This is a genomic window from Streptomyces rhizoryzae (genome assembly GCF_023155275.1).
Lineage (GTDB): Bacteria > Actinomycetota > Actinomycetes > Streptomycetales > Streptomycetaceae > Streptomyces > Streptomyces rhizoryzae.
Genome location: NZ_JALMUV010000001.1, coordinates 80,814 through 100,377, shown reverse-complemented (window position 1 = coordinate 100,377; position 19,564 = coordinate 80,814). Strand labels below are relative to the sequence as shown.

The 19,564-nt window shown below is 71.5% G+C and carries 17 protein-coding genes and 4 pseudogenes; 10 read left to right on the top strand and 11 right to left on the bottom strand.

Annotated features, from left to right (window positions below; all coding sequences use genetic code 11):
* Positions 1 to 26 precede the first annotated feature (26 nt).
* From MUU72_RS00500 to MUU72_RS00490, 3 genes are all read right to left on the bottom strand, one after another.
* On the bottom strand, positions 27 to 698 hold the full coding sequence (locus MUU72_RS00500) for a response regulator (RefSeq protein WP_248011039.1): 672 nt from the start codon (positions 696 to 698) through the stop codon (positions 27 to 29).
* On the bottom strand, positions 685 to 1,866 hold the full coding sequence (locus tag MUU72_RS00495) for a sensor histidine kinase (protein ID WP_308403765.1): 1,182 nt from the start codon (positions 1,864 to 1,866) through the stop codon (positions 685 to 687). The genes MUU72_RS00500 and MUU72_RS00495 overlap by 14 nt, the downstream gene beginning before the upstream one ends.
* 416 nt (positions 1,867 to 2,282) lie before the next feature.
* Positions 2,283 to 3,059: an alpha/beta fold hydrolase gene (locus tag MUU72_RS00490; protein WP_248011037.1), complete on the bottom strand. Its 777-nt coding sequence runs from the start codon at positions 3,057 to 3,059 to the stop codon at positions 2,283 to 2,285.
* Between the two features lie 112 nt (positions 3,060 to 3,171).
* Here MUU72_RS00490 and MUU72_RS00485 point away from each other — a divergent pair, with 112 nt between their 5' ends.
* A complete protein-coding gene (locus tag MUU72_RS00485; RefSeq protein WP_248011036.1) occupies positions 3,172 to 3,999 on the top strand; it encodes a helix-turn-helix domain-containing protein in 828 nt (275 codons plus the stop codon).
* 403 nt (positions 4,000 to 4,402) lie between these two features.
* A pseudogene (locus MUU72_RS00480) lies at positions 4,403 to 4,684 on the top strand (IS5/IS1182 family transposase); the annotation flags it as partial.
* Between the two features lie 64 nt (positions 4,685 to 4,748).
* Here MUU72_RS00480 and MUU72_RS00475 read toward each other — a convergent pair.
* Positions 4,749 to 5,219 (bottom strand): annotated as a pseudogene (locus tag MUU72_RS00475) (ABC transporter permease); the annotation flags it as partial.
* A 148-nt stretch (positions 5,220 to 5,367) separates the two neighbouring features.
* Here MUU72_RS00475 and MUU72_RS00470 point away from each other — a divergent pair.
* From MUU72_RS00470 to MUU72_RS00455, 4 genes and pseudogenes are all read left to right on the top strand, one after another.
* Positions 5,368 to 6,783 (top strand): M64 family metallopeptidase, encoded by a 1,416-nt coding sequence (locus tag MUU72_RS00470; RefSeq protein WP_248011035.1) that lies wholly within the window; start codon positions 5,368 to 5,370, stop codon positions 6,781 to 6,783.
* Between the two features lie 228 nt (positions 6,784 to 7,011).
* Positions 7,012 to 7,697, top strand: a pseudogene (locus tag MUU72_RS00465) (DUF317 domain-containing protein).
* A 329-nt stretch (positions 7,698 to 8,026) separates the two neighbouring features.
* The gene (locus MUU72_RS00460; RefSeq protein WP_248011034.1) at positions 8,027 to 8,521 is read left to right on the top strand and encodes a YqeB family protein; all 495 of its coding nucleotides are present in this window, start codon (positions 8,027 to 8,029) and stop codon (positions 8,519 to 8,521) included.
* Between the two features lie 102 nt (positions 8,522 to 8,623).
* Positions 8,624 to 9,448, top strand: coding sequence for a transcriptional regulator (locus tag MUU72_RS00455; RefSeq protein WP_248011033.1), 825 nt, complete (start codon positions 8,624 to 8,626; stop codon positions 9,446 to 9,448).
* Between the two features lie 28 nt (positions 9,449 to 9,476).
* On the opposite strand, the gene MUU72_RS35810 is transcribed toward MUU72_RS00455, so the two are convergent.
* From MUU72_RS35810 to MUU72_RS00440, 3 genes are all read right to left on the bottom strand, one after another.
* On the bottom strand, positions 9,477 to 9,770 hold the full coding sequence (locus tag MUU72_RS35810) for a hypothetical protein (protein ID WP_372502916.1): 294 nt from the start codon (positions 9,768 to 9,770) through the stop codon (positions 9,477 to 9,479).
* A 125-nt stretch (positions 9,771 to 9,895) separates the two neighbouring features.
* Positions 9,896 to 11,065, bottom strand: coding sequence for a saccharopine dehydrogenase family protein (locus tag MUU72_RS00445; protein ID WP_248011032.1), 1,170 nt, complete (start codon positions 11,063 to 11,065; stop codon positions 9,896 to 9,898).
* Between the two features lie 6 nt (positions 11,066 to 11,071).
* Positions 11,072 to 12,109 (bottom strand): alpha/beta hydrolase family protein, encoded by a 1,038-nt coding sequence (locus tag MUU72_RS00440; RefSeq protein ID WP_248011282.1) that lies wholly within the window; start codon positions 12,107 to 12,109, stop codon positions 11,072 to 11,074.
* Here MUU72_RS00440 and MUU72_RS35805 point away from each other — a divergent pair.
* Positions 12,003 to 12,683 carry an AlbA family DNA-binding domain-containing protein gene (locus MUU72_RS35805; protein ID WP_372502915.1) on the top strand — a complete coding sequence of 227 codons (681 nt, stop codon included), beginning with the start codon at positions 12,003 to 12,005 and terminating at the stop codon, positions 12,681 to 12,683. The two genes, MUU72_RS00440 and MUU72_RS35805, sit on opposite strands and share 107 nt — an antisense overlap.
* Positions 12,684 to 13,149: 466 nt before the next feature.
* On the opposite strand, the gene MUU72_RS00430 is transcribed toward MUU72_RS35805, so the two are convergent.
* Entirely contained in the window at positions 13,150 to 14,022 is an 873-nt protein-coding gene (locus tag MUU72_RS00430) for an LLM class F420-dependent oxidoreductase (protein ID WP_248011030.1), read from the bottom strand.
* 10 nt (positions 14,023 to 14,032) lie between these two features.
* A complete protein-coding gene (locus MUU72_RS00425) occupies positions 14,033 to 14,623 on the bottom strand; it encodes a TetR/AcrR family transcriptional regulator (protein ID WP_248011029.1) in 591 nt (196 codons plus the stop codon).
* Between the two features lie 94 nt (positions 14,624 to 14,717).
* Here MUU72_RS00425 and MUU72_RS00420 point away from each other — a divergent pair, with 94 nt between their 5' ends.
* Together MUU72_RS00420 and MUU72_RS00415 are read left to right on the top strand one after the other, a co-directional pair.
* Positions 14,718 to 15,728 (top strand): zinc-dependent alcohol dehydrogenase family protein, encoded by a 1,011-nt coding sequence (locus MUU72_RS00420; protein ID WP_248011028.1) that lies wholly within the window; start codon positions 14,718 to 14,720, stop codon positions 15,726 to 15,728.
* A 37-nt stretch (positions 15,729 to 15,765) separates the two neighbouring features.
* Positions 15,766 to 16,005, top strand: a complete 240-nt coding sequence (locus MUU72_RS00415; RefSeq protein ID WP_248011027.1) for a hypothetical protein — start codon at positions 15,766 to 15,768, stop codon at positions 16,003 to 16,005.
* Positions 16,006 to 16,185: 180 nt separating this feature from the next.
* Here the strand turns inward: MUU72_RS00415 and MUU72_RS00410 are convergent, their stop codons facing one another.
* Positions 16,186 to 16,908, bottom strand: a complete 723-nt coding sequence (locus MUU72_RS00410; RefSeq protein ID WP_248011026.1) for an SDR family oxidoreductase — start codon at positions 16,906 to 16,908, stop codon at positions 16,186 to 16,188.
* A gap of 154 nt (positions 16,909 to 17,062) precedes the next feature.
* On the opposite strand from MUU72_RS00410, the gene MUU72_RS00405 reads away from it, so the two are divergent.
* On the top strand, positions 17,063 to 17,935 hold the full coding sequence (locus tag MUU72_RS00405) for a helix-turn-helix transcriptional regulator (protein WP_248011025.1): 873 nt from the start codon (positions 17,063 to 17,065) through the stop codon (positions 17,933 to 17,935).
* A 1,144-nt stretch (positions 17,936 to 19,079) separates the two neighbouring features.
* On the opposite strand, the pseudogene MUU72_RS35525 reads toward MUU72_RS00405, so the two are convergent.
* Positions 19,080 to 19,559: pseudogene (locus MUU72_RS35525) on the bottom strand (transposase); the annotation flags it as partial.
* Positions 19,560 to 19,564: the final 5 nt, after the last annotated feature.

Here is a 19,564-nt window from a genome sequence, read left to right as displayed (position 1 = left end):
TCGCCGTCCCGCCTACCGGGGCGGGGTCAGGACAAGGTGTTCCTGGCCAGCACCGCAGCCTGCGCCCTGCTCTGGCAGCCGGTCTTCGTGAGCACACGGCTGACGTGTGTCTTCACCGTGTGCAGGCTCACCACGAGCCGGTCGGCGATCTCGGCGTTGCTCAGGCCGTCGCGGATCAGACGCAGCACGTCGGCCTCCCGCTCGGTAAGGGTCCTCAGCCGCGCCAGCTCATGGTCACTGGGGCGGTGCCGGCCACGGAGATGGCCCTCGATGATCCGGTGGGTCACCGCGGGGCTCAGTGTTCTGTGCCCGGCCGCCGCGGCGCGTACGGCCCCGGTCAGCTCCTCGTACGAACTGTTCTTGAGGAGAAAGCCGGACGCCCCGGCGGCGAGCGCGTCGTCGACGTATTCGTCCAGGTCGAACGTCGTCAGCATGAGCACCCGGCTGCCCTCCGGCCCGGTCAGTCCACGGCGCTGAAGCTCGGCCAGTGCCCACAGACCGTTGCGGCGCGGCATACGGATGTCCATCAGCAGCACATCCGGCCGCAGCCGTGCGCACGCCTCGACAGCACTCTCACCGTCGTCCGCGGTGCCCATCACGGTGATGTCCGCCTGGCTGTCCAGGATGGCGCTCAGCCCGGCCCGGATGACCGGCTCGTCGTCCACGACGAGCACCCTGATCTGCTCAGTCACCCGCACACTCCAACGGCATCGTGGCCACCACGCGGAAGCCGCCGTCGCCGGTCGGGCCTGCCGTGAGGTCGCCGCCCAGCGCACCCACGCGTTTGTCCATGCTCACCAGACCAAGTCCGATGCCCGCGTCGGCCGCGCCACGCCGCGCGGCGGGACCGTTCACCACCTCGCACCGCAACCGCCCCGCGGCTGACTCGACAGTCACCCGGACCGGCGCCCCGGGCGCGTGCCGACGCGCGTTGACCAGTGCCTCCTGCACGACACGATAACCCGCCAGCCGCACCGCTCCTGGCACGGCCTCCGGTGCGAGATCCATCATCAGCTCGACCCTTCCTCCCATGGCACGGTGGCCGTCCAGCAACGCGTCCAGCTCGGCAAGGTCCGGCGTCGGCCGGAGCGGGACCGCGTCCGCGGGATCGCGCAGCATCCGCAGCAGATCCCGCAGCTCACCGCTGCTCTGCCGGCCCGCCGCCGCCAGCCCGTCGACCTGGGCACGGGCCCAGTCGGGCAACTCGCCACCGCGGGCCCGCAAAGTCTCCGCGTGAACGACAAGCAGGGTCAGCGAGTGCGCGACCACATCGTGCATCTCACCGGCGATCCGCGTCCGCTCCCGCTGCGTGGCCTGCGCCGCCTCCAGAGCCTGCGCCCGGCGTGCGTCGGCGGCCCGCTGCTCCGCCGCGGCCAGCAGCGCCTGCCGCGTCCGTGCGGCGAACCCCATCACCCAGGCCAGCGGCATCGGGGCCAGCGCAGCGAGGACGTCCAGACCGCCCCGGAAGTCACTGGAATCGGTCGTCATCCGGTTGAGCCACAGACCCGCCTCGCCCAGCACGGCGACGCCCAGCACCGCCGACAGCGTCCGCCTCCAGCTCGCACCGTGATGACCCAGGTTGTAGAGCAGCACCGCCAGCGGCAGGAAGACCAGGGGTGACAGCTTGGCCCCCTCGCTCGCTCCCCCCACCAGCGCCACCAGAAGAGCCCCGAAACCCACGACGACGGCGGTGGCCGGCATCCGCCGCCGCAGCAGCAGGACCACCACGCCGACCGCCTCGTACAGAGTGAGCGACACCCAAGCCGGCCCAGAGGCATCCACGTACGGCTGCGACAGAAGCGCGGGCAGAAATGTCAGTACGAGCAACCCGGCATCGGTGCCCCACCCGTGCCACCTGCCGTCCATCACTCTCATCCGTCGACACTACTGGGGGTTGCCGAGGTGGCTCATCGACCTTCTCCTACACGTGTCGGCCCCTCCCATCCTCATGTGCCGCGGCCCCAGTTGGCGGGGGCGTGTCGTGTTCGGACAGTCGAATTGTTCCAGGACGGCGTCTCGCATGCGGAAAACGCGAGGGCGGTGGGGGTGTGCCGGCGACAGGAGTCTCCAGGCTCCTGTCGCCGGCATGACGAGCAGCACGGTCACCAGCAGGACGACGTGGGCAACGGAGTGCACCCGGTCCGCGACGCGGGCCGCGATGCGACGGGTGAGGGCGATGGTGGGCAGTGAGCCGCCCAGCAGTGCGGCGCAGGCGAGACGGTCGACGTGGCCGAGCCGGCCGGCCAGGACGCTGGGCGGGGTCGGGATCGGCGCGGGGACGGTCACGCCGGCGGCGCGAATGCGGTGATGGCGTCGACGAGGTCGGCCGGGGCTTCCAGCGGGATCAGGTGACCGGTGTGGGGGACCACCACGAAGTCGGGGCGGGAGAGGTAGGGCACCAGGTTGTCACGGAGCACGCCGACGGGCTCCACCTGGTCGTGTTCTCCGGCGACGACGAGAGCGGGCACGCTGACCATGCGCGTGTACTCGGTGATGTCCTGCGCGATGCCGTGCAGCGGCCACTCGGTGCGGGCGGCGCCGGTGACGGTCCGCGAGTCGGTCACGATCTGCGCCTTGACCGACGCGGGCAGCTCGGTCGCGGTGAGGACGTGATCCCGTGCCCCGGCCACGGACTCGGCGGAGTCGTAGGCGTGCGACAGGGCTTCCTGGTACTCGGGAGTGACGTGTGCGGGGGGCTTCGCCGGGCCGGAGCCGACGAGAACGATGCCGCGCAGGCCGGCGGGCCGGGTGGACGCGACCAGCTGTGCGACCTTGCCGCCCATCGAATGCCCCACCAGGACGTAGTCGGTGACCCCCGCATCCGCGAGCACGGCGAGCGTGTCGTCGGCGAGCTGACCGAGCGTGTAGGGACCGGGCAGAGCGCTCGACCGGCTCCACCCCCGGAAGTCGACCGTGAGCACGCCACGGCCAGCCAGGCGGTCGACGACGAGGTCCCAGGTGCGGGCGGAACCGCCCCAATAGTGCAGGAACACCAGAGTCGGTCCGGTCCCCGGCTGATGGTCGTAAGTGGGCAGTAGCGTCTGCCGCGTCGTGTCCATGATGGCTCTTCCGATCGATGCTCTGGGCGATTGCCCTGTGCATTCATTGAAGCTTTTGCACCAGGGGTGGGGCATCGGCGTGACAGGTCACCCGATGGTGAAAACTGGACTCATGAGCGTGATCCGGCAGATGACCTACCAGCCCGTGGGACGCCGCGCCGTCTCGGTCGAGATGATGACGTTCGGCCGCCTTCGCGAGCTGAACGACGGTGACACACAGCGCGCCGACTTCCACGTCCTCGCCGTCGTCGACGCCGGACCCGGCTCAGTCAGCGTCGATTTCCTCTACCACCCGCTCCAGGATCGGTCCGCGGTGTGGATCCCACCCGGCGCGGTGCACCGGTGGGACGACATCGCCGAAGTGACGGGGCATCTCGTGCTGTTCGTGCCGACTGCGCCGGTCACCCACGCCACCCGGGAACTCGTCGCTTCCCCCGACCCGGCCGCGCACTGGAGCATCCCCGACGCCGACTGGCCCTTCGTCGACGCGGCGCGCAGCCATCTCCTCCTCGAAGCATCCGCCCCACCCAGTGACTGCTCGACGGAACTGCCCGGAATCCTGCTCTCCGCGCTCGTCACCCGGCTGCACCCACCGCACGCCGAAGCACGGCTCACCCCTCTGGTGTTTCGGTTGTTCCGCTCCAGCGTCGAAGCGCACTTCCGGCAACACCACGACGCCGGCTACTACGCCCGTGCGCTGGGATACGCGCCCCGCACCCTGTCACGAGCGGTGCAGCGGGCCACCGGCCGCACCGCGAAGGCGTACATCGTCGAACGGATCGTCCTGGAGGCGAAACGGCTCCTCGCACACGACCGCCTCACCGCCGCCCGCTGCGCCGACGTACTCGGCTTCCCCGACGCATCCAACTTCTCGGTGTTCTTTCGCAAGGCGACAGGCATGCGCCCGGGCGCGTGGCAGGCGACGGTGACCGCCGAGTGAGGAGGTGCCCGCAAGAACACTCACCCCGGATGGGGCGAGCGCGCAGCTGGGGTTCGTCGCTCCGGATGGGTGGAAGGCGACGGCCTCGGCATACGAGAAGGCGACCGGCGAGGCCGTACAGACGGCGGCCGGAGCCGCGCAGGCGGTCAGGACGAGCAACCCGTTCGAGACGCACACGATCAGCACCCGACGGTTCCACGGCGCTGGCGGGCGTCGACAACGGCGCGACCTCGGACGGGCTGACCGCCGCCACGAGGGACGCCCTGCGGGAAGCCGCCGAGAAGGGCCGGGTGGCCGGGCGGACGGCGGAGGCCGGCGGCAGTACCCTGGACACCAGCGCTTCGGACAGCGGGGTGATCGTGACTGGGGCGATCGCCGAGCCGCCCGCCCGATCCTCAGGGGCTCCGACCGCGCGATCAGACGGCGCGTCAAAGCACGGGCCACGCTGGGGATATCCGAGAAGGTTCACGCCCTCGCACTCGAGGCGTACGACCGGATGATCGGCCTCGGGCCGGGCGAGATCTCGGTGGACGGCTGTATCGCCAAGGCCCCATCCGGTGGCGAGAGGGCGGGGCGGTCGCCGGTAGACCGAGGTAAGCAGGGGCTGAAACGCTCGGCCGCGTCCGAGGCGTGCGGTGTCCCGCTCGGGATCGTCTCCGACGGGGCCAACCGGCACGACTCGCCAACGGCCCCGTGCCGCGCGCAGGGCGTGGCACCGGGGCGTTCAGGGCGGTTCCGTGGCGGCCGGGCTACTCGGACTTGATGGCCTGGACCATGTTGAGCTTCGCTGCCCGCCGGGCCGGCCACAGCGCGGCCAGTACGCCGACCATTGCGGCGAGGGCGAGGAAGAGACCCATCCGGCCCCAGGGCAGCACCGTTTCGTAGGTCGACAGTTGACCGGTGGCCTTGATCAGCTCCCCGGTCGCCCAGGCGAGGAAGACGCCGAGGCCGATGCCGAGTACTCCGCCGAAGAGGGAGATCACCAGCGACTCCAGGCGGACCATCTGCTTGATGCCGCGGCGGTCCGGGCCGATGGCGCGCAGCATGCCGCTCTCCTGCGCCCGTTCGAAGACCGACATCGCCAGGGTGTTGATGACGCCGAGCACCGCGACGATCACCGTCATGGCCAGCAGGCCGTAGAGCATGTTCAGCATCAGGGTGATCGTCTTGGCGATGTCGCCGGAGACGTCCTTCTTGTCCGCGACGGTGATCGCCGGGCCGTGCCATCGTTGCCTGGCGTCCCGGTCGGCGCGCACCCGGATGTGATCCGACTCGCCCACCCGGCTCGCATCAGGATTGCGCACGGCCTGCATTGTCTCGTCGAGATCTGCGTCGTACCGTCAATTCGCCTACAGCAAGGAGTACTTCATGCACATATCCAGGCGCCGCACCAGACGGGCGGGTGCCGTCATAGGGGTCTGTGTGCTCGCGCTCGCCGGCCTTGCCGCCCCCGCCGAGGCCGCGCCCGGCCCCCGGGTCCGGGTGGAAGTCCCCGGCCCCGCGGGCGGCATGGCGGGATCCGGCTACCGGGACGTCCCCCGCAGCTTCCCCCATACCCAGGCAGCCGCTCCGAAGGCGTTCACCGGCGCGGCCGACGGCCAGGTCACCAAGGTGATCGACAACGGCGACACCAAGGACCGGCTCGACATCGTCGTCATCGGTGACGGCTACACCGCCGACCAGCTGGACCAGTTCCACACCGACGCCAAGGAGAAGTGGAACGACTTCCTCGGCGTGGAGCCCTACCGCACGTACCAGAAGCTCTTCAACGTCTGGACCGTCGACGCCGTCTCCGCCGAGAGCGGGGTCAGCGGCGACCCCGGCAAGGACGTCACCCGCAACACCGCCCTCGGCGTGCACTTCTGGTGCGACGGCACCGAACGACTGCTCTGCGTCGACCAGCAGAAGGTGGACGCCTACGTCGCCAAGGCACCGCAGGCCGATCTGGTGCTGGTGCTCGCCAACAGCAGCAAGTACGGCGGCGCCGGCTACAACGAGGCCAGCCCGAAGCTCGGTTACGACGGCATCGCCACCGCGGCCGCCCACAACCAGGCGTCCAGTCAGGTCGCCGTCCACGAGACCGGTCACTCCCTGGGCAAGCTCGCCGACGAGTACTCCTACCCCGGCGTCCCCGAGTACGAGCAGTACACCGGGCCCGAGAAGCCCGAGGCCAACTCGTCGGTGCTGACCGCCGACGCCATGGCGTCCGCACGCACCAAGTGGTACCGCTGGCTGGGCGCGGCCTCACCGGACGGCGGGACGGTCGGGGCGTACGAGGGCGGCAACTACTACGTCAAGCGCCTGTACCGGCCCACCGCCGACTCCCTGATGCGGACCCTGGGCAAGCCCTTCAACCTGCCCGGTGCGGAGGCCATGATCGCCGGCTTCTACCGGCACGCCACCCCCGCCGCCCCGGCCGACCGCGCCCAGGCATGGCACACCACGGCCCGGCTCGCCCTGCCCCGGGCGCAGGACGCCGCCCATGGCCCGGTGACCGTCCGCTGGTACCTCGACGGGGCCGAACTGCGCCGCTTCCGTGATCGCGACCGGGTGCCGATGCGGGGGTTGGCACTGGGGCGTGGCGCCCACCGGCTGACGGCCGTCGTCACGGACGGCACCGTCGCGGTCCGCGACCCCGCCCTCCGCACCCACCTGACCGGCTCCACCGGCTGGACGGTGCAACACGGTTCCGGTTCCGCCGCGGACCGCACCGCTCCGGTCGTGGCGAAGCCGGATGCCGTGCCGTCGCCGACACCAGGTGGTGCGGTGGCCGCCGCCGGGTGAGAGGGGCCGCCCTCTCCCACCCGGGCACCCGGGATCGCCCCGGTCCGGGCACCTGGCCGGGGCGATCGCGCCCACCGCTCACCAGGGGATCCGGCCCCTGGCGTCGAAGCGGCCGACCGGGCCTCGCCCCGCCCCTCTCCCGCACGCTCGGGCGGCCACCGGCCACCGGCGTCACGGAACAACTCGCACCACCCCCTCGACCCCTCCCGCCCCGACTTGCCGGACCCGGTGTACTGGGTCACCCCACGACACCTGGCCGGTGACGACGACGCCCTCGCCGAGCGGATCGGCGACACCCTGCGCGGCCTTGGCTGGCGCATGTGGCCGACCTCCCTCGACACCCTGCTGTACGTGAGCCCGGACGAGCTGCGCGGCGCCGGGTGGATCCTCGCCAGCTACCCGTTCGAACTCGGCGGACTCCCGGTTGCCTCGCAACTGTCCGTCCGTCCCCATGCCGACGCCGCCCTGACGGAGTGGAACGCCTACTTCACCGCCGGCGTCCCGCCCGAGGCGCTCGCCGACCTCCTTCTCGCACTCGATGCCCGGGAGGCGCCCGACACGGGTTTTGCGGATCACGAGTCGGTCCTCACGGCGCTCAGCGCGCGGGGCTGGCTCCGCGACATGGACCGCCCGCGCACGACTGCCACGGACCCCGGCTTCTCCGGGCACGTCTCCCTGGAGACGCTGCCGCCGCCTATCCACGACGCCGACCCGCGCGATGACCTTCTGGGCTGGCAGGCGTGGGCTGAACCCGCCCTGGCGCCCCCTCCCTGTGGTGTGCCAGCTTCAGCGCGAGCGTTCCGCACGACCTCGTCGCCGCCTTCGCCTCCTCGCGGGCCTCCTCGGTCCCGGTACCACGGCGCACTCTGCCGGAGAGTTCGCAGGGTCGGCTCACCGTCGTCCGGCGCGGCTGACGCCCTGCCAGGGCCCACACGTCCGGTCTCCCACGCCCGTCTCCTGCCTGCAAGCGGCAGACGGCGCACATCGCTGTGCCCAACAGCTTCATGGGCCACCTCGCTCGTCCACCTTCAGGAGGTCTGCTCGTCACTGCCCTTGATCCGCCTCGCCATCGCCCGGCGAACAGCACCGCCCACCATGTTGGCGGAGCGCCGGGGCCTGACCGTGATGCGCGCCGGCCGACGCGGACGCCGTGGTCGAGGGCCCGGACGTGGTTCCCGCCCCGCCCGCGCCCGGGCGTCCTCGACCACCTGCTGAAACTATTGCATCTGATACGGTCGTAGATATGACGAACGATTTCGGCCCCCAGGCGTCCGCCGAGACCGTGCTGCGGATGACCCCCGGCACCAAGGCGGTCGTCTGGGGCCTCTGCACGGCGGCCGGCGCCGGCCTCGGGCTCGCCGTCCCCTGGCTGCTGGACTTCGCCGCCCGGCACCCGATCCCGTACGCCGACACCGTGCGCTTCCTCGGCTCCTTCGACTCCCCCGCTGTGGTCGTCGGCCGGCCGGTGCTGCTCGCCGCCGCCGGACTCGTGATCGGGCTCCTCCTCACCCACCACAGCGCCGTCCTGCGGATCTCGGACGAGCGCATCACCGTCACCACCGGCGACGAGACCCGCGTCATCGCCCGGGAGCAGGTCGGCGGCGTCTACCGCCACGGCGAGAAGGTCCGGATCGAGTCGCCGGTCGGCCGCGTCCTGTTCGACGACGACGTCGAGGGCGGGAAGGCAGCCGTCGCCGCCGCCTTCCGGCGCCACGGCTACCCCTGGGAGAGCGCCTGAGCCGCCCGCCCGGCGGCCGGGGCCCCGCTCCCGCCCGCGTGTGGCACAGTGGCCGCACCACCCCGCCCGGGGACATGCCGTGACGAATCGAGAAGGTCCTTCGTGCCCGACTACAAGCCCGCGCCGCGCACGGTCGTCGAAGCCTGCTTCGACCCCGAGGGCACCGCCTCGCTCGGGTATGTCTACGACCTCGCCGCAGCAGCCGGCCTGGCCGACCAGCCGATCCGACTGGCCGTCCGCCGGCTGGAGGCGGCGGGCGTGGTACGCCAGGAGGGACGCGGCCGCAAGGGCACCCTCCACCTCACCGACGCGGGCCGGCTCCGCGCCGACGCCGACGCCCGGTTCATCGCCCTCGCCCACGCGCAGGACGCCGGACTCGCCCCCTGGGACGGGCTCTGGCGCCTCCACACCTTCTCCGTCCCCGAGCAGCACCGGGCGGACCGCGACGCGCTGCGCGCCGCACTGACCCGGCTCGGCGCGGCCGCGCTCGCGCCCGGCACCTACGTCAGCCCGCACGACCTCCGGGAGGATCTCGTCGGCGAGACCTCGCGGGCCCTCGTGGACACCTACCTGATCACCGCGGAGGCCACCCGGCTGACCGGCCCCGGATTCGGCGGCCCGGCCGCCGCCGCGGAACGCCTCTGGCCTGCGGCCGCCACCGTCGAGGCCTACCGCCCGCTCGCCGAGGCCCTCGACGAGGACCCGCCCCCCGCCGGGCACGGCTCCACCGGGCCGGTCGTCGGCGCACTGCGCCTGGCCGACGCGTTCGGCCACGCCCTGGAGCACGACCCGCTGCTTCCCCCGGAGCTGCGCCCCTCCCCCTGGCCGCCGTCACGGCTGCGACGGGCCTTCCGGGAGCGCTGGACCGCGATCCGCGAGCAGGCGCCGGACCTGTCGCTGTTCCGCGCGTTCGACCCGTCCGCCTGAGCGTCCAGGCCCCGGGGTGTCCGGCCGCTCAGGCCGGCGCCTGCGGCGGCTCCTCCACCAGGGCCCCGATGGCGGCGAGTTCGACCTCCGCGGCCCGGACGGCGGCCGCGCTGAAGTCCACGCTGCCCGGACCGAGCGTGATGCGCACCCGCAGCGGGCCGTCCGCGGCCACGGTCCGCAGGACGTCCCGGGCGAAGTCCTCGGGGCGGCCCACCAGCGGCGAGCGGATCGCCCAGTACCTGATCCACCTCGCCGACGGGGCCCCGGGCTCACGCTCCTCGAACGGACCGTCAACGGCCGCCCCGGCCTGGTCGCCCGGCACGCCGGCGTCAACGCGACGGTGGCGGCGTCCGGCCTGGCGGACGGCCGGGGCACCTACATCCGGGCGGTCCGCAACCCGGAGAAGCTGCGCCCGTGGAGCACGAGCCGCCTGCCCGCCGACGCCCCTCAGAGTTCCTCCACCACCTCCACCCCGGGGCACTCGCGCGCGAGGTCGCGGAAGAACCGCTCCCCGTCGATCACTGCCTCCGGCGCATGCACCCCCGCCGGCACCATCGTCCCGTCCAACAGCTGCGCCAGCCCCAACCCCGCCGGAACCCCCGTCGCCTCCGCCATGTCCGCCAGCAGCGCCTCCGCCCCGTTCAGACGGGCGAGGGCTGCGGCCGGGCGGCCGTCGCGCGTGCCGGTGGCGGCGGCGAAGAACGGCGGAAGGGTGCCCGGGCCCCGGAGACGAGGGGCGCGGGCGGCGGCGCGCAGGGCGCGGCGCACGGTGGGGTGGTCGAGGCCGGCGGCGGCGCTCTCGTTGGTCAGCCGTCCGGCGTTGAGCTCGTCGCGCAGCACGTGCAGGTAGGCGGCGGTGCCGACGGACATCACCATGAGGTTGGCCGCGTCGCCGGCGGGCCGCAGGCTGCGGTGCAGGGTGACCGGCTCCGGGTGGCCGACGGTGTAGGCGGTGCCGCGGTGGCCGCCGGGCAGGTCGAGGGTGACCGGGCGCAGCGGGGGCCGCCGGACGAGCCGACCGCCCTCCACCGCCGCGACCGTCCCGCTGATCTGCTGCATCCAGTGCACGGCGGCGGCCGACACCGCGCCGCTCGGGTCGCGCAGCGAGGTGTCGGCCTCCGGGTCGACGTCGACCGGCCAGGCGGTGTGGACGTCGGTCAGGGTGTCGAGGCGGGCGGTGGCCCGGGCGGCGAGCAGGTTGCTGACGCCGGGGCTGGCGCCCATGCCGAGCACCGCGCGCACCCCGGCCGCGCGGGCATCGTCGTGCAGCTCCAGCATCTCGACGGTGGGTTCCCAGTCGTCGCAGATGTCCAGGTAGTGGGTGCCGGTGCGGATCGCGGCGCGCAGCACGTCGAGGCCGTAGCGGTAGTACGGGCCGACGGTGTTGACCACGGCGTCGGCCTCCGCGAGGGCCGCGTGCAGCTCCCGCTCGTCGGTGACGTCGACCCGGGTCGCGCGTACGGGCACCGGTGAGCCGGCGGCCAGGGCGGCGGCGCGGCGGGCGGCGTCGAGGTCGCGGTCGGCGATCACCAGTTCGTGGACGCCGGGCAGTGCGGCCGCGACCCGGGCGGCGACCCGGCCCATCGCGCCGGCTCCGCCGAGGGCGAGCAGTTTCATCGTGGGTCAGACCTTTCGGTGGTCCAGCGAGGTCAGGAAGTTCCGCATGCCGTCGAGGTAGCCGGGGGTGAACAGCGAGCGCGGTGCGGCGATGGCCAGGAAGGTGCTGCGCAGTTCGGAGTCCTCGATGTCCTTGGGCACGATGTTGTGGGTCGAGTCCTCGAAGCGCAGGACGTGGAGCAGGCCCGGAGTGGTGATGAGGCGGCGGTAGCCGGCCTCGGTGTCGTCGCTGTCGACGTTGACGTCCCGGCCGCCGAGGACGAGCTGCACCGGCACCTGGAGGGCGGCGAGGTCCTCGGTGGCGTCGGAGAGGTAGTTGCGCTTGTTGAACGCCCAGCGCTTGGGCGTCAGCCCCTGGGTGTCGCCGCCGGCGGCCCGGTACTGCTCGAAGGTCGCACTGGCCCGCAACGCGGCCAGGTTGCGGTCGCTGCGGGCGACGGCTGTGGCGGTCTCCTCGGGCGAGGCGTGCCGCTCCCTGAGCTCGGCGAGCAGGTTGTAGCGGCCCTGCTGGAGCCAGTTGACGGCGGGGCCGACGGCGATCACGAACTTGACGTCCGGGGACTGCCGGGCGGCCTTGGGCATCACCCAGCCGGCCTGGCTGGCGCCCCAGAGCCCGATCCGGTTCGGGTCGATGCCGGGCTGGGTCCTGGCCCAGCGGATCGCGGCGAGGGTTTCGTCGGCGCGGTCCTGGATGCTCTGGTCCAGCCAGTTGCCGGGGGCGTTGTTGACGCCGGGCTTGTCCCAGGAGAGCGTCGCGTACCCGGCCTTCGCCATGGCCTCCCAGAGCGGGCGGTAGAAGGTGTCGTGGGTGGCGTCGGTGGGTCCGTCGCCGTGGACGAAGACCACGAGTCCGTACGGTCCGTGGCCGCCGGTGGGGCGGGCCAGTACGCCCTGGAGCGGCTGCTTGCCGCCGGTGACGGTGACCCGCTCCTCCGTGATGTCGTACTCGTTCTGGTACGCGACCCAGCCGCCCGCGCCGGCCATCAGCACGGCCACGGCCAGCAGCGATCCCCAGAGCCGCGGGCGCTTGCCGAACATCTTCATATCGCTCACTCGCCAATCTATCGTTCTTGAAACGACCGTAGCAAATATGAACGCTCAGGGGGGTCGTCATGCCGGAGATCCCGACCGCGTGCCGGTGGCCGCGATGGTGCGGCGGCCTGTCGGAGACCGAACTGCTCACCTCGGCCGTCGAGTTGGCTGTCGTCTTCACCGAGGCGAGCGAGCCCGACCCGCTGCTGCCGCGGCCCCGGCCCGGCGCCGAGGCCCGCGCGCGGTCGCCCGCTGCTGGGACCTGCTGCTCGCCGACCCGAAGCCGGGAGCGCCCCGGCTGTGCCGGCCAGCCGATGTGTCGCTGGAGCGCGTGCGTGAGCTCGTAGCCGTCGGGCAGGCCGAAAGCCTGACCTCGGAGTACAAGGAGAGCTTCGCGCAGAAGATCCCCGATTCCGTCGCGGCGATGGCCAACAGCTACGGCGGCCTGATCCTGGTTGGCGTGACCGAGCGCAAACTGGACGACCGGATCATCGGGTTCCCGAGTCGACGATCGTTCAGATCGTCAGCGCCTGCGACCAGAAGCTGGAACCGCCGTGGGAGCCCGAGATCATCCCGGTGCCGCTGACCGGCGGTGACGACCTGGCGGCCGCGCTTGCGCCCGGTGTGGCCGCGGCGGCCACTCGAAGCAGTGGAGCGGTAACTCCCCTCGTCTGGCGCAACTACAGCCGCCTGAGCGAGGCTCTCGACCGATTCCGGCAGCGGGCAGGCGACCTCGTCTTGCCTGAGGGCGAGCCGTGCCACGGCGACGACACCCTGCTGTGGGCTCCCAAGGGCCGGGCTCGCGTCCCAGGCGCGGATGTCGCTGACGACGCGCTCGGCGAGGTCGGCGCCGCCCTCGCCGTGGCCGATCACGCCGAGCTCCCGGTACCGGCCCTGGGTGACGGCGGTGCAGATGGCGCCGCAGCTGGCGTCGTGGTCGCCGGCGAGGGCGGCGATGGAGCGGCCCTCCAGGTACGGGTGCCGTTAACGAACGTGTCATGCGCCTTGGTGCGGGGCAGGTGCCCGGCCGACTCCTTCGGCCGGGAGGCGGTTCACAGATCGCGGAGCGCGGGCAGGACCTGCTCTCCGACGCGGGCTGTCCAGTCGGCGGGGTCGGGGCCGGAGGGGTTGACCCAGACCTGTTGGACGCCGAGTTCGGCGTACTCCCGCATGGCAGCCAGGAAGGCGTCGATGTCGGCGAGGGGGTCGAAGTGCCCGATGATGGTCTTCTTGATCTCGGCGGGGTCCCGGCCCTCGGTGTCGCAGTGGCGGGTAAGGACGTCGAGCTTGTGGGCGACTTCGCCCGGGTCGAAGGCGAAGAGGTTGCAGGCGTCTGCGTAGCGGGCGACCAGGCGCAGCGTTTTCTTCTCGCCCATGCCGCCGATCACGATGGGCGGTCCCGGCTGCTGGACCGGGGCCGGTGAGCAGATCGTTTCAGCGAGCCGGTAGTGGTGCCCGGTGTACGGGCCGGTGTCGTCGCTCCACATCTGCCGGCAGATCTGCAGGGTTTCTTCCAGGCGCTCGAAGCGTTCGGGTACGGGTGGGAAGGGGACGCCGAGGCCGTGGTGCTCGCGTTCGTACCAGGCGGCTCCGATGCCCAGCATGGCGCGGCCGCCGGAGAGTACGTCCAGGGTGGTGACGGTCTTGGCCAGGAGGCCGGGGTGGCGGTAGGTGACGCCGGTGACCAGCAGGCCCAGGGACAGGTGCTGGGTCTGGGCGGCGAGGAAGCCGAGGGTGGTGTAGCCCTCGAGCATGGGGTCGAAGGCGGTGGTTCCGGGTTGTTCCATCTGGAACCAGTGGTCCATCAGCGTCAGCGCCGAGAAGCCCGCCTCGTCGGCGGCGCGGGCGGTGGCGGTCAGTACGGAAGGCAGCGCCTGGGGGCCGCCGGGGACGTCGAACCTGGGCAGATGCAGCGCAATATCCATATTCCTCGGGTCACTTCGCGGTCGGGTGTGAGTCGGGGGTGATGACTCTGCGGACGGCTTCGACCAGGGCGGCCCGGTGGGCGGCCAGGCGGTCGGCCGAGGTGGGGTCGGCGCCGTCGGCGGCCAAGAGGTCGGCCGGGCTGATCAGCCAGCTGGCCGCCATGCCCTGGACAAGGACGAGCAGGTCGGTCGCCGGCAGGCCGCTCGGGTGCGCGGAGCCGTGCTGCCCGGCCATGGCCTGCACCTTCGAGGTGTAGACGTCGGCCGCGTCCGGTCCGATGGCGGGGCGTTCCAGCTGGCGCCACAGGCTCAGCCGCAGCGCCTCGGGGTGGGTCAACAGATGATCGAACATCCGGCCGGCGTAGCCGGGCAGGTCGTCCTCGGTGACCGGGACCTCGGCGATCAGTGTTCCGATCACATGGTGCAGGACGGCGCTGAACAGGCCCTCCTTGTTGCCGAAGTAGACATAGATCATCCGCTTGTTCGCCGCGGCGACTTCGGAGATCCGGTCGATGCGGGCCCCTGCGAAGCCTCGTGCGGAGAACTCCTCCACGGCGGCGTCAAGGATCTTCCTGCGCGTGGCAGCGGCATCTCGTGACATGGCCCCACCTTAGGTAAATAACCAGTTATTGACAATCTCGGCGATCGGGTGTCTGCTGATAACCATCCGGTTAGTTATCTACGGAGGGAAACCGATGAAGCGCTGGATACTCCCGGCAGACGTGACCGATGCGGCCAAGCTGGTGCTCGACGAGGTGCCGGTGCCGGTGCCGGGGCCCGGCGAGGTGCGCATTCGCGTCCGGGCGATCTCGATGAACTACCGCGACCAGCTGGTTCTGAAGGGCCCGTTCGGGCGGCTGCCGGGCCGCGACCTGGTCCCGCTCTCGGATGTCGCCGGTGAGATCGATGCCGTCGGCCCGCAGGTCGAGCAGTGGCGTGTGGGCGACCGGGTCACCAACCTGCACGTGCTCGGTTGGAGCGACGGCCGTCCGCCTGCCGCGATGGGCCTGGGTCTGGGCGCGCTGGAGGAGGACGGAGTGCTCGCCGAGTACGTCGTCCTGCCTGCCGAACGCGTCATGAAGGCGCCGGCGAACCTCGACCACGCCGAGGCCGCAACCCTGCCCGTGGCCGCCCTGACCGCCTGGAACGCCCTCTTCGGCGACCAGCCGATCACCGCGGGCAGCACCGCCCTGATCATCGGCAGCGGCGGCGTGTCGCTGTTCGCCCTGCAACTCGCCCGCGCCGCCGGCGCCCGCGTCTACGCGACCGTCCGGAACGACGCGAAGGGCGAGGCGCTGGTCCGGCTCGGTGTCGACGGCTTCGTGAACAGCGTCACCGAACCCCAGTGGGGCCAGGCGGTGTTCGAGCTGTCCGGCGGCGTGGACAAGGTGGTCGACATCGTCGGCGTATCGATCATGCCCCAGGCCCTGACCGCGCTCGCGCCCGGCGGCGAGGTCGCCACCCTCGGACTGTTCGACGTCGCAGGCGAGCCGCTGGACGGGTACGCCCTGCTCGGCAAGCAGGCGCGTGTCCGTGGTGTCGCGGTCGGCAGCCGGACCATGCACGACGACCTCGTGCACTTCGTCGAGACCCACGACATCCACCCCGTGATCGACCGGCGGATCGACTTCCTCGACGCCCCCGCTGCCTACACCACTCAGACCTCCGGCGGACTGTTCGGCAAGGTCGTCATCGAACTCGGCTGACCCGGTCCCATGCCGGCGCGGTAGAACGGAAGCCTTCATGGCCAACTTCGACAGAGTGCGCATCAACCAGCTCAGCGACCAGGGACTCGCCTGGTTCGCCGAGGTGCTGCGGGTCATCGAGACCCTGGACATCAACGCATACGTCGCCTTGATGGCGCCGGACGTACGCCTCGTGGCCGCCTCAAAGGCGACGGCGTCCACCACGCCATGCTCGGCATCGCCCGGATGCACAACCTCGCCATCACCGGATAGATCGAGCGGCCCTCGCTACGGCTGACCGTGCCTGAGTCAGATCGAAGATCATTTACGGGACAACCCTTAGCCATCGTCGGCGACCACGGTCTCGTTGTCGGACATGCCGGGTTCCACGGACCGCCTGATGAGGTCGGACCGCCGGTCCAGCGGGTGGCATCGAGACGGCACCGTGCCCGCCCCCGGCGGTCCGGTTCGGCCTGGTTCAGGCTTCCTGGCCGGTGGCGGCGAGGACGATCTCCCGGATGGTGACGTTCTGCGGCTGCCGGTAGGCGTAGGCGATGGCCTCGGCCACGACCTGCGGGGCCAGCGCGCCGCCCGCGGACTTCTTCCATGCCTCGTAGTCGCTCTTGATCTGCTCGTCGCTGGTGTGGGAGAGCAGTTCGGTCTCCACGGCGCCGGGGGCGATGGTCACCACCCGTACGCCGCTCGCGGCGACCTCCTCGCGCAGGTTCTCCGACAGGGCGTGCACGGCGAACTTGGTGGCGACGTAGGCGGCATGGTTGGGGAAGGTCTTGCGGCCCGCGACGGAGCTGATATTGATGACCGTGCCCCTGCCCCGGGTGAGCATGCCGGGCAGCACCGCTCGGGTGCCGTACAGCACGCCCTTGACATTGAGGTCGATCATCCGGTCCCACTCCTCGGCCGGCTGGTCGGCGATGCGGCTCAGCAGCATCACCCCGGCATTGTTGACGATCGCGTCCACCGGACCGAACCGCTCCTCCGCCTCGCGCACGGCTTCCTCGACGGCATGGCGGTCGGTGACGTCCACCTGCCGGCACAGCGTGTCCGGCAGACCGAGCTCCTCCAGCTTCTCCAGCCGGCGGGCGAGCAGCAGAAGCGGGTGGCCCTGCGAGGACAGCAGTCGCGCGGTCGCGGCGCCGATACCGGAACTGGCGCCGGTGATGACGATCAGGGGCTTGGCCATGGGAAACCTCCGGGGAGATGTGCGGTGTCGCATCCCAGGAGAGCACCGTCCACAGCCCGACGCGCACCGGCAGAGGAGCCCGGGTCCACCGGGGGTTCGGCAGACCCCCCCCTCGCGTGGCGCGCGGCCCCGCACACCGCCCTAGGCTGAAGGAATGAGCACGTCAGCGGAGCGCGGACCCAACGTGGAACTGCGGGACTTCCTGCGCTCGCGCCGGGCGCGGATTCGCCCCGAGGAGGCGGGGCTGAGCCCGCACGCCGGGCGGCGCCGGGTCCCCGGGCTGCGCCGCGAGGAGGTCGCCGAGCTGGCCGGGGTCAGCGTCGACTATTACGTACGCCTGGAGCGCGGCCGCACCCCGAACGCTTCGGCCGCCGTGCTGGACGCCGTGGCCCGCGCCCTGCGCCTCGACCAGACCGAGCGCGCCCACCTGTTCGACCTGGCCAAACCCAGGCCGGGCAGCGGTCGCCGACGCCCCGCGCCACCCCAGCGGGTACGGCCCGGGCTGCTGCGGGTCCTGGACGCCCTGACCGACACCCCGGCGATGATCCTCGGACACCGCCTGGACGTCCTCGCCGCCAACCCCCTCGCCAAAGCCCTCTACACCGACTTCGACGCCCTGCCCCACTGCGACCGCAACCTCGCCCGCTTCATTTTCCTCGACCCCACCGCCCACGACCTCCTCACCGACTGGGAGACCGCCGCCCGCGGCACGGTGGCCGTGTTGCGCCTCTACGCCGGCCGCCACCCGCACGACCCCCGCCTGAACGAACTGGTCGGCGAACTGTCCGTACGGGACGAGGATTTCCGTCAGTGGTGGGCCGACCACGATGTCCTGCAATACACCCATGGCACCAAGCTCTACCGCCACCCCCTCGTCGGCGAGCTCACCCTCACCTACGAGTCACTCACCCTCCCCGACGACCCCGACCAGGCCCTCTACCTCTACACCGCAGAACCCGGCAGCCCCTCCGACCAAGCGCTGCGCCTGCTCGCCAGCTGGTCCACCCCCGCACGGCCAAGCCGGTGACCGCGCACAGCCGTCAGGCCCGCCCAGCTCCTGGCCGCCTGCCCCGCTCCAGGGCGTGCATCGGAAATGGACTGTGACCGATGATGATCTCGGTTCATGGGCCGGGGAGGTCTTACGGAGGAACAGCGGGCGGTGCCGGAGCCGTTGTGGGAATACCGGTTGGGCCCCGGATTCGGATGCCGTCGATCAGCGCCCACCGAGGCGGGCGGCCCTCCCGCCTTCGTGCCCTTCGGGTGGCGGCGGGACGGCACCTGGCACCGGGTCCTCACCCGGCTCCAGTCCCTGGCCGACGTTGAAGGGGGCGATCATGTGGAAGCCGCACGTCGACCCCACGGTCTGCCGCGCCCACCAGCATGCGGCCGGGGCCCGCAAGCGGGGCGACGGGCAGCCACTCCCACTGGATGCCGGTGTAGAGGACGGAACAGGATGCCGTACAACACCTTGCGGTCGTCCAAGCACCCGCTTCCGGCCGGGATGCCGGTGCCGACGCACCGGAACCGGCAACAACGGCTTGCTCCTCGACCACAACTCCTCGACCACAACTCATCATCAGCCAGCCAGGGTTGAGGGTTCCGTTTAACCCACACGCAAGCAACCCACGCACATGCCCGGAAGGCACGGCCACCCGCATTGCGTCAGGGGTTCTCAGTGGACGGTTCGTGAAGTGATGTCCGTTTCCGTATGAGGGTTGCGTCAGGGATGCTGGTCGTAGCGGCGGCTATTGCTTCCTGGCGAAGCTGCCCGTGTCGGCTTCGGCGAGGACGCCGAGTTTGACCAGGCGTTTCAGCTTGGCTCGGGTGCCCTCGACGTTCTTGGGTAGGAGTTCGTGGCCGAGGGCCTGGCAGACGTCCTTGGCCCGCAGCGGTCCGGTGGCCTCGTTGAGCACGGTGAGAATGCGGGCGTAGTCCGGATGCTCGGGCAGTTGGGGCGGGGAGGCGGGGATCCGGTCGGCGAGGCTGGTGACGGTCTTGCGGGTGATCGCGAGGTGTTCGAGGTGGGTCTCGGCTTCCCGCAGCCGGATCTGTAGGTCGTCGATCTGCGCGCGGAGGTCGTCGGCCAGGGCCCGGGCGGCCTCTTCCTGGATGTCCAGTGCCTGGAGGAGAGACTGGATGTTCACACGGCTGCCGCCGTTTCGCGCCAGGTGGGGGGTGTTCGCGCCGGTGAGGCATCGGACCATCACAGGGGTCATTGCCCAGTAGACGCGGGAGGTCGAGGAGGAGGGGTGGTGTTCGTAGTCGCGGACCAGACGTCGGTGCAGTATCGAGATCCCGTAAGTCTGCTCGACCCTCCACTGCTTCGGCTGCGGGACGAACCCCTTGTGCTGCGGGTCGCGTTGGACGATCTCCACGTCGATGCCGAGGCCGGCTCCGTGTGTGACGACCTGGGTCTTGAAGCCCTGGTCGACCAGAGCCTTGCTGACGGTGCCGCCGGCGTTCTCGGCGACCTCGCTCAGCAGAGCGATGCCTGCGGTGTTGTCGTGAACGTTCGCGGCGAGGACGACGACTGCGATGACCAGGCCGAGGACGTCCACGGCCGGGCCGCGCTTGCGGCCCGGCACCCGCTTGGCCGGATCGTGGCCGGTCGTGGCGGCGGGGACAGAGGCGGCCGCGTGGACGCTCTTTGTGAGAA